We start from the raw sequence: 14,631 nt of genomic DNA, 5'->3' as shown, positions 1-14,631 counted from the left end.
CGGCCGGTGTCGGCGGCGTGATCAAGATGGTGCAGGCGCTGCGGCACGAAACGCTGCCCGCCACACTGCATGTCGACGCTCCGACTCCGCACGTGGACTGGTCGGCGGGCTCGGTGCGGCTGCTCACCGCGGCCGAACCGTGGCCGGCGGGGGAGCGGGTGCGCCGCGCCGGCGTGTCCTCCTTCGGCGCCAGCGGAACGAACGCGCATCTGATCCTGGAAGAGGCCCCCGCCGAACCAACGGACGAGGCCCCCGATCAGGGTGCACCGGTCGTGGCGTCCGATGTCTCCGCGTGGCTGGTCTCGGCGAAGACCGAGGACGGCCTGCGCGCGCAGGCGGGCAAACTGCGGCGGTGGGTGACCGAACACCCCGACCTGACCACCGACGAGATCGCCTATTCGCTGTTGACGACCCGCGCCCGGCTGGACTGGCGGGGCACGGTGGTCGCCGGCGACCGGGACGCCATGCTGGCCGGACTGGCAGCGCTGGCGGAGCACGGATCGGCGAGCACGGCCGCGGGCGTGACGGCGGCGCAGGCGGTCACGCGCAAGGCAGCCTTCCTGTTCACCGGGCAGGGCGCACAGCGGGCCGGAATGGGACGTGAACTAGCCGAGGCGTTTCCGGCATTCGCCGCCGCGTTGGACGAGGTGTGCGCACAGTTCGATCCACTGCTGGGCGGATCGCTGAAGCAGGTGATGTTTACCGGCCGGCAGGTCGGCGCTGCCGATACCGCCGTGCTGGATCGGACCGAGTTCACCCAGCCCGCACTGTTCGCCTACGAAGTCGCACTGTGCCGGCTCCTGGAATCCTTCGGTGTGACACCGGATTTCCTGATCGGCCATTCGATCGGTGAGCTGGCCGCCGCGTACGTCGCCGGTGTGTGGTCGCTCCCGGACGCGTGCCGGCTGGTCGCGGCGCGCGGCCGCCTCATGGGCCGGCTGCCCGAGGGCGGCGCGATGCTGGCCGTCGCGGCCACCGAGCGCGAGGTGTCCGAGGCGCTCGCCGGCCGTGCGGACCGCGCGTCCATCGCCGCCGTGAATTCGCCTGCGGCCGTGGTGGTCTCCGGTGACGAGGACGCGGTGACGGCGCTCGAGCAGTGGTTCACCGACCGTGGCCGCAAAACCTCGCGGCTACGGGTGTCGCATGCGTTCCATTCCCACCGGATGGATCCGATGCTGGCCGAGTTCGCCGCTGTCGCACGGGAAGTGACCTATCGCCGCCCCCAGATTCCGCTGGTCTCGAATCTGTCCGGCCGGATCGCCGGTGATGAGGTACTCGAGCCCGCGTACTGGGTCCAGCAGGTGCGGGCGAGTGTTCAGTTCGCCCGGGGCGTCGAAACTCTCGCGGTCTCGGGTGTGCGCCGGTTCCTGGAGATCGGTCCCGATGCGGTCCTGACGGCCATGACCCGGCAATGCCTGCCCGAGGACCTCGAATCCCAGTTGTTGGTGATCGCTGGAGCCCGTCGAGGGCGGGCCGAGGTCGAGCAGTTCGTCACCTGCCTGGCCCACGCGCACACGGTCGGCCTCGAGGTGGACTGGACCGCGTTCTTCGCCGGTCGGCCGATTTCGCGAGTGTCGTTGCCCACCTACGCTTTCCAGCGTCGCCGCTACTGGCTCGAGGCTGCGCACGGCACTGCCGGTGTCGAGGCCGCAGGTTTGGGTGCGGTGCAGCATCCGCTGCTGGGCGCGGTGGTCTCGGAACCCGAATCCGGTGGCGTGCTGTTGACCGGCCGGTTGTCGGTGGCGACCCATCCCTGGCTGGCCGACCATGCGGTGGCCGGGTCGGTCCTGCTGCCCGGGACCGGTTTCGTGGAGCTGGCGCTGCGCGCCGGCGCCGAAGCCGGGTACCCGGCGATCGACGAACTGACACTGCGGGCGCCCCTGGTCCTGCCCGCGTCCGGCGGTGTCCAGATCCAGGTCGTCGTCGGCGGGCCGGAACACGAACTCACGCGACGGCCGGTATCGATCTACTCTCGCGCCGAACACGATCGCGACGGAGAGTGGGTACTCAACGCGCGGGGTCTGCTGACCACCCGCGACGACGCCACCCAACCCGAATCGCAGACCTGGCCGCCTGCCGAGGCGACCGCTCTCGATGTCTCGGCCGCGTACACGGCCCTGCTGGCACGCGGTTACGACTACGGCCCCGCGTTCCAGGGCGTGCGGGCGCTGTGGCGGCGCGGCGACGAGGTGTTCGCCGAGGTCGCCATCGATCCGGACGCCGGGATGCGAGCCGAGGGGTTCGGCATCCATCCGGCACTGCTGGACGCGGCCTTGCAGGCGGGACTGCTAGCCGGGGTGTCCGAAGAGGCTGCGGGACAGCCGGATTCACCGTTCACCGTGGCGGCGGGCCAGGTGGTGTTGCCGTTCTCCTGGGAGTCGGTGTCGCTGTACGCGGTCGAAGCGCCGGTGCTGCGCGTGCGTCTGACCACGACCGGATCGTCGGTATCGGTGTGGGCGGGCGACGAGCAGGGACAACCCGTGCTGTCGGGTTCGGTGACGCCCCGCCCGATGCCATTGGCACAGCTGGCCGCCGCCGGTGCGAGCGGCGCGGCCGATCCGCTGCTGGAACTGGTGTGGTCGCCGAGCGCGTCCGAGCCCGTGGTGGCGGATGTCGTTGTGGGCCGGTGGGATCGGCTGGATCCGCAGTCACCGGTACCCCCGGTGGTGATCGTCGAGGCCGGGTCCGGCTGGAACGAACACACCGGCACTGACGTGGTGACCACCACCCACACCGAGGTCGCACGAATCCTCGAGGTGATGCAGGCCTGGCTGGATCAGGACCGGTTCGCCTCGAGCACCCTGCTGGTCGCCACGCGCGGCGCGGTCGCCCTGCCCGGTGAAGACCTCACCGACCTCGCGGGTGCCGCCGTGTGGGGCTTGGTGCGTACCGCGCAGACGGAGGACCCCGGCCGAATTGTCCTGGTGGACGCGGACACCGGCCTCGACGAGCGACTCGCGGCCACCGTCCTGGCCGTGGACGAACCCCAGGTGGTCGCGCGGGCCGGCGTCACCCACACCGCTCGACTCACTCGGCCTGCACCCGTGTCATCCACACGTGGCGAGGAATCCGCCTTCGGCGCGGGAACGGTGCTGATCACCGGCGGCACAGGCGGTTTGGGTGCCGTGGTGGCCCGGCATGTGGTCGTCGAGCACGGCGTGCGGTCGCTGTTGCTGGTCAGCCGCAGCGGTCCGCAGGCCGAGGGCGTGTCAGCCCTCTGCGACGAGTTGACCGACCTGGGCGCACAGGTGCGAGTCGCGGCCTGTGACGTCACCGCCGCCGATGCGGTGGCCCGACTCCTGGCCGACGCGCCCGAGCCGTTGACCGCCGTGATCCACGCCGCGGGTGTGCTCGACGACGGGATCATCGCGTCCCTGACCCCGCAGCGGCTGGACACGGTCCTGGCGCCGAAAGCAGATGCCGCCTGGTACCTCCACGAGGCGACCGCGGATCTGAATCTGGCTGCGTTCGTGGTGTTCTCCTCGGTGTCCGGCACCATCGGCGGACCCGGGCAGGCCAACTACGCGGCCGCGAACACCTTCCTCGACGCCCTGGTGGCGCACCGGCGTGCACGGGGACTGGCCGGGCAATCGCTGGCCTGGGGTCCGTGGGCACGCTCGGGCAGCATGACCGGACACCTGGGTGAGACCGATGTGGCCCGGATGAGCCGCGGCGGCTTCACCGCGATGCCGGACGAGCAGGCGCTGGCTGGATGGGATGCGGCGCTCGCACAGGACACGGCGCTGGCGGTGATCGCGGCCGTGGACACCACCGCGATCCGCGCTCGCGCCGAGGCGGGACTCCTGCCGCCGCTGCTGCGGGAACTGGCGCCTGCCGTGGCCCGGCGTCCAGCGGCGGCGACCTCGGCGGCGGCATCCGGTCTCCGGCAGCGACTCACCGGTCTGGATGCCGATCAGCAGCGGCAGGCGGTACTCGCGACCGTGCGCACCCACATCGCGGCCGTGCTCGGTCACGACGATGCCTCCGCGATCGAACCCGATTCCGCCTTCCAGGACCTGGGATTCGATTCCCTGAGCGCGGTCGAGCTGCGCAATCGGCTCAAGACCGCCACCGGCCTGTCACTGTCGGCCGCAGTCGTTTTCGACTACCCGACACCACGCACCCTGGCCGCCTATCTGGCCGACGAGCTCACCGGCACCGGACGCGACATCGCCGTCACCGCCACCAAGACCGCCGACGACGAACCGATTGCGATCGTCGGCATGGCGTGCCGGTACCCGGGCGGCGTGAGTTCTCCCGAGCAGCTGTGGAATCTCGTCGCGAACGGGATCGACGCGACGTCGGAGTTCCCGGTGAACCGAGGCTGGGATACCGACCGTCTGTATGACCCCACCGGCGAGAGGCCGCACACCACCTACACGCGCGAGGGCGGATTCCTGCACTCCGCAGGCGAATTCGATCCCGCGTTCTTCGGCATCAGCCCCAATGAAGCCGCGGTGATGGATCCCCAGCAGTTCCTGCTGCTGGAAACCTCCTGGGAGGCGTTGGAGCGGGCCGGAGTCGATCCGGCGGAACTGCGCGGCAGTTCGACCGGGGTGTTCACCGGCATGATGTATCACGACTATCCGGTCAACGCGAACGCGGGATCCATTGCCTCCGGTCGGGTTTCGTATGTGTTCGGCCTGGAGGGCCCGGCAGTCACCGTGGATACGGCGTGCTCGTCCTCGCTGGTGGCCATGCACCTGGCCGCGCAGTCGCTGCGCTCGGGGGAGTGTGATCTGGCATTGGCCGGTGGTGTGGCGGTGATGGCGACGCCGGAGACGTTCGTGGAGTTCAGCCGTCAGCGCGGGCTGGCCCCGGACGGGCGGAGCAAGTCCTTCTCCGACACCGCTGACGGCGTGGCGTGGTCCGAAGGCGCCGGTGTGCTGGTGCTGGAGCGGCTGTCCGACGCCCGCCGCAATGGTCATGACGTGCTCGCAGTGGTTTCCGGTTCGGCGGTGAATCAGGATGGCGCGTCGAACGGCCTGACCGCGCCGAACGGTCCGTCGCAGCGGCGGGTGATCCGTCAAGCGCTGGCGAATGCCAGGGTTTCCTCGGCCGACGTCGATGTGGTGGAGGCCCACGGCACCGGCACGACACTGGGTGATCCGATCGAGGCCGAAGCGCTGCTGGCCACGTACGGGCAGGGCCGGGATGCCGATCGCCCGCTGTGGCTGGGGTCGTTGAAGTCCAACATCGGTCATGCCCAGGCCGCGGCCGGTGTGGGTGGCGTGATCAAGATGGTGATGGCCATGCGCCACGGCGTGCTGCCCAAGACGCTGCATGTCGATCGGCCCAGCACCAAGGTCGATTGGACCCAGGGCCATGTCCGGCTGTTGACCGAGGCGGTGGCGTGGCCGGAGGTGGATCGTCCGCGTCGTGCGGGTGTGTCCTCGTTCGGTATCAGTGGCACGAATGCTCACGTCATCGTCGAGCAGGCTCCGGCGGCGGACCCGGCTCCGGCTGTGGTCGAGACCGTCGCGGCCGGTGGAGTGCTGCCGTGGGTGGTCTCGGCGCGCGGTAGCGCGGCTCTCGCCGCTCAGGCCGAGCGTTTGACATCGTTTGCGGGCGAACGGGATCCGGTGGATATCGGTTTCTCGCTGGCGTCGACGCGCAGTGTTTTCGAGCACCGTGCGGTGGTCGTGGCCGAGGGCCGCGATGGTCTGCTGGCAGGTGTGCGAGCGGTGGCCGTGGGCGCACCGGCCACCGGATTGGTGTCCGGTCGCGTGGTGGCGGGCTCGACGGGTGTGGTGTTCTCGGGTCAGGGTGCGCAGTGGGCCGGTATGGCTACCGAACTGCGTGCCGCGTACCCCGTGTTCGCCGGGGCGTTCGACGGGATCGTTACCGAGCTGGATCCGATTCTGGGGCAGTCGGTTTCGTTGAGTGATGCGTTGGCGAGTGCTGATCTGGTTGATCGGACGGTGTTTGCGCAGGCGGGCCTGTTCGCGTTCGAGGTGGCGTTGTTCCGTCTGCTCGAGTCGTGGGGTGTGCGTGCTGATGTGGTGGCGGGTCATTCGATCGGTGAGGTGGCTGCCGCGCATGTGGCCGGGGTGCTGTCGCTGGCGGATGCGTGTGTGCTGGTGGCCGCCCGTGGCCGGTTGATGCAGGCGCTTCCCGCTGGCGGAGCGATGGTGGCGGTCGGTGCGTCCGAGGCAGATGTGTTGCCGTTACTGGCCGGTGAGGTGTCGATTGCCGCGGTGAATGGCCCTGCTTCGGTTGTGCTGTCCGGTGGCGAGGACGCTGTCGTCGCTGTCGTCGAGCGGTGTGCCCAGCAGGGCTGGCGGACACATCGGCTGCGCGTTTCGCATGCCTTCCACTCGACCCTCATGGAGCCGATGCTGGCCGAATTCGCGACGGCCATAGCGGGTTTGGCCTTCGGCAGTCCGCGTATTCCGTTGGTGTCGACCGTGACCGGCGCCGAGGTCGGCGACGACATGTCGGCCCCGTCGTATTGGGTCGGTCAGGTCCGGGACACGGTGCGGTTCGCCGACGCGGTCACCGCAATGGCCCGCCTGGGCGTGAGCAGGTTCGCCGAGGTAGGTCCCGATGCGGTGCTGACCCCGATGGTCGCCCAAACTCTCGATACCGCAACAGCAATCGCGCTGACCAGGCGTGACAATGCGAACGCCACGACCGTCGTACGTGCGGTGGCCGGGCTGTTCGTCTCCGGCGCGGAGGTGGACTGGGCCGGTTTCTACACCGGTACCGGGGCGCGGCGAATCGACCTGCCCACCTATGCCTTCCAGCACGAGCGCTTCTGGCTCGATGCCCGGCAGATGCTGGCCCAGTCGTGGCTCGGCGCCGAACTGGGCGGCGTCACCTCGGTCGGTCTCGACGCGGTGGACCATCCCCTGCTCGGTGCGGTTGTGCCGCACCCGGATTCGGGCGCGGTGAGCTTCACCGGCCGCTGGTCGCTGGACTCCGTCGAATGGCTGGCCGACCACAGCGTGCTCGGCACCGTGCTGCTGCCGGGCACCGGTTTCGTCGAGCTGGCCGCCCACGTCGGTGGGCTGCTGGGTTGCGCGGTGGTGGAGGAGCTCGTGCTACACACCCCGTTGACGGCGCCGGCCGACGGCAGTGTCGCAGTGCAGGTGGTGGCGGCCGCGGCCGACGACGCCGGTCGTCGACGGCTGACCGTCCATTCGCAGCAGACGGCACAGGGTCCGTGGGTGCTCCACGCCGAAGGTGTTCTCGCACCGGGCGAGGTGCCGGCCGACTTCGACCTCACCGCCTGGCCTCCGGCCGGTGCGCAGCCGTTGCCCGTCGATGGCGTGTACGACGAGCTGCTCGACATCGGATATGGCTACGGCCCGTTCTTCCAAGGGTTGCGGGCGGCCTGGCAGCGCGACGACGAGTTGTTCGCCGAGGTCGCGCTGCCGGACCCGAAGGACGCCAAGGGTTTCGGAATCCATCCGGCACTGTTCGATTCGGCCCTGCATGTCGGGATCGTGCACGGCCGTGACGGTGGTGCCGCTGTGCTGCCGTTCACCTGGAACCGGGTCGTGTTGCACTCGGCGGGTGCTCCCGCGCTGCGGGTGCGCATCGTGCGTGCAGAGGGCCGGTTCGCTGTGCAGCTCGCCGATGAGCAGGGTCGGCCGGTGATGTCGGTGGGGGCCTTGGTCTCTCGGCCGGTTTCGGCTGAACGCCTGGGCGCGGACCGGGTGTCGGAAGCCCTGTTCGGGGTGGATTGGGTCCCTGTCGCGCCGTCGCCGACGACCGTCGATCATCGTGACCTCGCGGGATTGACCGCCGATCTGGATGCCGATCCCGATTCGGTTGTTCCCGAGGTCGTCTTGTTCGAGTGCCCTCACTTCGACGGTGCGCCGCCTCGAGCCGCACGGCAGGTCGCGGCCAGCGTCCTCGACGCCGTCAAGGGTTGGTTGTCCGACACTCGTTTCGCCGGTTCTCGTTTGGTGGTACTCACCAAACACGCAGTGTCCATGGATGATTCCGAGTCGGTGGATCTGGCGCAGGCGCCGGTCTGGGGTTTGCTGCGTGCCGCGCAGGCGGAGAACCCAGGTCGTTTCCAGCTTCTCGATCTGGATGAATCCGGTGATCCGTCCGCCGTGGCGGCCGTGGCCGCCGCTGTCGCGTCGGAGCCGGAGGTGGCCCTACGCGGCACGAGCGTGTTCGTGCCGCGTCTGACCGCTCACGCACCCGGCACGATCGATCGATCGGCAACACCGGGCACCGTCCTGATCACCGGTGGCACGGGTGGTCTGGGCGCGGTGATCGCCCGGCACCTCGTGACCGAACACGGTGTGCGCCATCTGCTTCTGACCTCTCGGGGTGGCCTGGATGCTCCCGACGCTGCCGAGCTTCGTCGGGAGCTGGCCGAGCTCGGCGCCGAGGTCACCATCGCCGCGTGCGATGTGTCCGATCGAGACGCGCTCGCGGCACTGCTCGACAGCATGTCGGATCAGCATCCGCTGACGGGTGTGGTGCACGCGGCGGGAACCGCCGACAACGGCGTGATCGAGTCGATCACCGCGGATCGTATCGACGGCGTCTTCCGGCCCAAGGTCGACGCGGCCTGGCATCTGCACGAGCTCACCCGCGACATCTCGCTGTCATCGTTCGTGCTGGTGTCGTCCGCGGGCGGCCTGGTGCTGGCTGCCGGCCAAGCGAACTACGCCGCGGCGAATGTCTTCCTCGACGCGCTGGCGGCTCATCGCCGCGGCCTGGGATTGCCTGCCACGTCCCTGGATTACGGAATGTGGGCGCGCTCGAGCGGACTCGGGACCGAACTGTCCGAGGACGATTTCGACCGGATGCGCCGGCAGGGTTTCCCGCCGCTCTCCGAGGCCGAGGGTCTGGCGCTCTTCGATGCGGCGATATCGACCGATACCGCCCAGCTGGTGGCGCTACGGGTCGACAAGGCCGTGCTCCGGACCCGGGGCGAGCAGATTCCCGCCCTGGTCCGCGCGCTCGTGCCCGCCCCGGTCCGCCGCCGGACTCCGGCGGCGGGCCAGGCCTTCCTGCGCACGCTGGCCGGACTGTCCGACGCCGATCGCAGGACCGCTCAGCTCGACCTCGTGCGAACGGTGGCTGCGGAGATCCTCGGGCACGCCTCCATGGCAGCTGTCGAACCCCAGCAGGCCTTCCAGCAGCTCGGTTTCGATTCGTTGAGCGCCATCGAGTTCCGCAACAAACTCAATACCGCGACCGGTCTGCAACTGCCCGCGACGCTCGTCTTCGATTACCCCAATGCGCAGATCGTCGCCGAGTTCATCGACTCCCAGCTCACCGGCAGCGCCGCCGTCGAGGAGGTCGCGGTCAGCCGGGTCCGAACCGGCGATGACCCGATCGCGGTGGTGGCGATGAGCTGCCGCTATCCCGGTGGCGTCGCCTCGCCCGAAGACCTGTGGGGTCTGGTCACCTCGGGTATCGACGCCACCGGCGAGATGCCGGTGGACCGTGGCTGGGACATCGAGGGCATCTACGATCCCGAACCCGGCAAGGCGGGCAAGACCTATACACGCCAGGGTGGATTCCTGTACTCCGCAGCGGAATTCGATGCCGACTTCTTCGGGATCAGTCCCAATGAGGCGACCGTGATGGACCCGCAGCAGCGGTTGCTGCTGGAGGTCTCGTGGGAGGCATTGGAGCGCGCCGGTGTGGATCCGGCGGTGCTGCGCGGCAGTTCGACCGGTGTGTTCACCGGCGTGATGTACCACGACTACGCCCAGGCGACCGGCACCGGTAGCGGCGCCGCAGGCAGTTTGGTCTCGGGCCGGGTGTCCTACGTGTTCGGCCTGGAAGGCCCTGCGGTCACTGTGGATACGGCGTGTTCGTCGTCGCTGGTGGCGCTGCATCTGGCGTCGCAGTCGCTGCGGTCGGGGGAATGTGATCTGGCATTGGCCGGTGGTGTCGCCGTGATGGCCACCCCGGACATGTTCCTCGAGTTCGGTCGTCAGCGGGGTCTGTCCCCGGATGGACGCTGCAAGTCCTTCGCCGACGCGGCCGATGGCGTGGGCTGGTCCGAGGGCGCCGGTGTTCTCGTGTTGGAGCGGTTGTCCGACGCGCAGCGCAATGGTCATCAGGTGCTCGCGGTGATCGCTGGCTCGGCGGTGAATCAGGATGGCGCGTCGAATGGTTTGACCGCGCCGAATGGTCCCTCGCAGCGGCGTGTCATTCGCCAAGCGCTGGCCAATGCCGGTGTCTCACCGGTCGAGGTGGACGCGGTGGAGGCCCACGGCACGGGTACGACGCTGGGTGATCCGATCGAGGCTCAAGCGCTTTTGGCGACGTACGGGCAGGATCGTGATGCGGACCGGCCATTGTGGCTGGGCTCGCTGAAATCCAATATCGGTCACGCCCAGGCTGCGGCCGGTGTGGGCGGTGTGATCAAGATGGTCATGGCGATGCAGCACGGCGTGCTGCCCCGAACACTGCATGTGGATCAGCCCTCCACGAAGGTGGATTGGTCCGAGGGCCATGTCCGGTTGTTGACCGAGTCGGTGGCGTGGCCGGAGGTGGATCGTCCGCGTCGTGCGGGTGTGTCCTCGTTCGGTATCAGCGGCACCAATGCACACGTCATCGTGGAGCAGGCCCCGGTGACCGAGCCTACGGTGGAACAGGCTCCCCGGGATGCGGTGCCGACCGTAGTGCCGTGGATGCTCTCGGCACGCAGCGCCGAGGCGCTCGCCGATCAGGCCGCCCGCCTGACATCGACTGTGGCCGAACATGATCCGATCGATATCGGTTTCTCGCTGGCGTCCACGCGGGCTGTTTTCGAGCATCGCGCAGTTGTGGTGGCCGAGGACCGTGATGGTCTCCTCGCGGGAGCGCGGGCACTGGCTGCGGGTGTGCAGGCACCCGGCGTGGTGTCCGGTCGTGTGGTGGCGGGCTCGACGGGTGTGGTGTTCTCGGGTCAGGGTGCGCAGTGGGCCGGTATGGCTGACGAATTGCGTGCCGTGTACCCGGTGTTCGCCGAGGCTTTCGATGCGATTGTCGCGGAGCTGGGTCCGGTTCTGGGGCAGTCGGTTTCGTTGAGTGGGGCGTTGGCGAGTGCTGATCTGGTTGATCGGACGGTGTTTGCGCAGGCGGGTTTGTTCGCGTTCGAGGTGGCGTTGTTTCGTCTGCTCGAGTCGTGGGGTGTGCGTGCTGATGTGGTGGCGGGTCATTCGATCGGTGAGGTGGCTGCGGCGCATGTGGCGGGTGTGTTGTCTCTGGCGGATGCGTGTGTGCTGGTGGCCGCGCGTGGCCGGTTGATGCAGGCGCTGCCCGCCGGTGGGGCGATGGTCGCTGTCGGCGCCTCCGAGGCCGATGTGCTGCCGCTGCTGGTGGCCGGTGAAGTGTCGATCGCGGCGGTGAATGGTCCGTCGTCGGTCGTGCTGTCCGGCGTCGAGAACGATGTCCTTGCTGTCGCTGAGCGGTGTGCCGAGCAGGGTTGGCGGACGCACCGGTTGCGGGTGTCGCATGCTTTCCATTCGGCGCTGATGGAGCCGATGCTGGCCGAATTCTGCACGGCGATCGAGGGTTTGGCATTCGCCCGCCCGAGCATCCCGTTGGTGTCGACGGTGACCGGTGCCCGGATCGGTGACGAGATGTCGGATCCGTCGTACTGGGTGGATCAGGTTCGCGAGACCGTCCGCTTTGCCGATGCGGTCACCGCGATGGCGGGTATGGGTGTGTCCCGATTCGCCGAGGTCGGACCCGACGCCGTGCTGACCCCCATGGTCGCCCAGACCCTCGATGACGGGGATGGCTCGGCCGCAACGGTGGTGGCGCTGGCACGTCGAGACCATGCCGATGCGTCGGCCGTGTTGAACGCGGTGGCCGGGCTGTTCGTGGCCGGCGCCCCCGTCGACTGGGCCGGTGTGTACGCCGGCACGGGAGCCCAGCGAATCGACTTGCCCACCTACGCTTTCCAGCGCCGCCGCTACTGGATGCGCGAGGGGTCCGCGGGTACCGGTGACGCCCGGGCCATGGGTCTGGCGGCTACCGGGCACCCCCTGATCTCGGCGATGGTGTCACAACCGGACTCCGGCGCGGTGATCCTGACCGGTCGCCTCTCGGTGGAGACCCATCCGTGGCTGGCCGATCACCGGGTCCTGGGCACCGTATTGTTCCCCGGCACCGGTCTGGTCGAACTCGCCCTGTATGCCGGGGAGCGAGTCGGCCACACCAGTTTGGAGGACTTGGTGCTGCAGGCTCCGCTGGTGCTGCCGGAGTCCGGCGGTGTCGCGGTGCGCATCGTGGTCGCGGCCGAGGACGAGACCGGCCGTCGCGCGGTGCGGATCTACTCCTGCCCCGATGGCGACGTCGATTCCGCGACGTCGTGGACGCTGAATGCCGAAGGCGCACTTGCGTCGGATGAAATGGCGACCCCCATCGACCTCACCTCGTGGCCTCCGGTCGGTGCGCAGCCCCTGCCCATCGACGGTGTCTACGACGAGCTGCTCGATGCCGGGTACGGCTATGGTCCCTTCTTCCAGGGCTTGCAGGCGGCATGGCAGCGCGGCGATGAGGTATACGCCGAAGTCGCCCTTCCGGATCCGCAGGACGCCAAGGGTTTCGGGCTGCATCCAGCTCTGCTCGATGCCGCTCTGCACGCACTGCGCCTGGCGGGCTACCTGTCCGCGGAGGGAACCGGACCGGCATTGCCATTCGAGTGGTCCGGTGTCACCGTGCACGCGGCGGAACCGGGCGCATTGCGCGTCCGGCTGACCCGCGTCGGCGAGCATGCGGTGGCCGTGGATCTGGCGGATCCTACCGGTGCTCCGGTGGCGACGGTGCGGCATCTGGCCTCCCGGCCAATCGATCCCGCACAGCTGACCACCGGCGCACCCACCGTCGGCAACGCGCTGTTCCAGGTCGACTGGACCCCGCTCTCGGTATCCGAGGCCGAGATCAGCGCCGTGTCCTGGGCGGATCTCGGTGACGAGGTTCCGGCCGCCGTAGTGCTGGACTGCCCGGCGAGTAATGATCCCGCCGGAGTTCGTGCCGCGACTCACAGTGTGCTGCAAGTACTTCAGTCCTGGATTGCCGATCACCGGTTCAGCGAGTCGGTGCTCGTGGTTCGGACCAGCGGCGCTGCATCGATTGCCGGGGAAGACATTACGAACCTCGCCGGTGCCGCCGTCGGTGGTCTGGTGCGCTCCGCGCAGGCGGAGAACCCGGGCCGGATCATGTTGGTGGACACCGATTCCGACCTGCACGGGCTGCTCGGCGGAATTCTGGCCTCCGGGGAGCCCCAGGCCGCCGTGCGTGGCGCTCAGGTGCATGTCGCGCGACTCGCCCGTGCCGTCGCGCCGACCGCTGCAGCGCCGAGTGCCGCTCTCGGTCCGGACGAAACCGTTCTGATCACCGGAGCCAGCGGTTTCCTCGGCGGACTGTTCGCCCGGCATCTGGTCGGCACCCAGGGTGTCCGTCACCTGATGATGCTGAGCCGGCGCGGTGAGTCCGCCCCGGGCGCAGCCGAGTTGCGGGCGGAACTGGAGCATCTCGGTGCCGAGGTCGAGTTCGTCGCCTGCGATGTGACCGACCGTGGCGCGCTCGCGCACGTAGTGGCCGCCATCCCGGCGGACCGCCCGCTCACAGGTGTGTTCCATACGGCCGGTGTGCTCGACGATGGCGCCATCGGTTCGCTCACCGCGGATCGCATGGACACGGTCCTGCGGCCCAAGGTCGACGCCGCCCTGCACCTGCACGAGCTGACCGCCGATCTGCCGTTGAAGGCGTTCGTGCTGTTCAGTTCGGCGGCCGGTGCATTCGGCAATCCCGGTCAGGGCAACTATGCCGCGGCCAACGCATGCTTGGACGCCTTGGCATTGCACCGCAGGGCATCCGGGCGTAGCGGACAGTCGCTGGCGTGGGGTCTGTGGGGCACCGACGGCGGTATGGCCACCGAGCTCAGCGAGGTCGACCGGCAGCGCATGTCCCGTTCCGGCATGCTGCCGCTGTCGGAAGAACAGGGCCTGGCATTGTTCGCCGCGGCCACCGGAATCGATACGGCGGCTCCGATCCTCGCCCGTCTCGATCTGGAGAGCCTCCGCAACGCGGGGTTCGCCGCGGTCCTGCTGTCCGGCCTGGTCCCGGCGCGCCGCAAAGCGGCCTCGGACGCGCCCGCGGCACTGCGGACTCGTTTGGCGAATACTCCCGAGAGCGAACGCCTCGGTGTGCTCGCCGAAATCGTTCGCGGTCAGGTCGCGGCGGTACTCGGTCATCAGAACGCGAATGCGATCGCGGCCGACCGGGCCTTCAGCGAGCTGGGCTTCGATTCGATCACCGCTGTCGAGTTCCGCAATGCCCTCAAAGCCGTGACGGGCCTGCGGTTGCCGGCGACGCTGGTATTCGACTACCCGACGCCGCAGGCGCTGGCCGAATACCTGGCCGACGAGTTCACCGACGAGCACCACACCGGCCAATCGACAGATCTGTCGGAGAACGATATTCGCCGAGCTCTCCAGACGATTCCGCTCACCCGCCTGCGCGACGCGGGCCTGTTGGATGCCCTCATGAAACTCGCCGGCGGGCAGGAAAGCCCCGGCGAGATCGAGCACGGCATCACCGAGGAATCGATCGACGAGCTCGATATCGACGACCTGATCGACCTGGCTTACAACAACTCCTCAGAAGACTGACGGCGACATTCGCCGACGAGTCACGCTGACCTTAGGAAGAGCT

At 68.8% G+C, this 14,631-nt stretch carries 1 protein-coding gene (cut by a window edge); it reads left to right on the top strand.

Features of this window, described 5'->3' with window-relative positions; genetic code table 11:
* Positions 1–14,588, top strand: the 3' portion of a protein-coding gene (locus AB0L60_RS33975; protein ID WP_364622689.1) for a type I polyketide synthase. It extends 1,171 nt beyond the left edge of the window; 14,588 of the gene's 15,759 nt are visible here — the last part of the coding sequence; its start codon lies off the left edge, out of view; its stop codon occupies positions 14,586–14,588.
* Positions 14,589–14,631: the final 43 nt, after the last annotated feature.

Source organism: Nocardia sp. NPDC051981, from assembly GCF_040680715.1.
Lineage (GTDB): Bacteria > Actinomycetota > Actinomycetes > Mycobacteriales > Mycobacteriaceae > Nocardia.
This window is presented reverse-complemented; position numbering and strand designations above follow the sequence as displayed.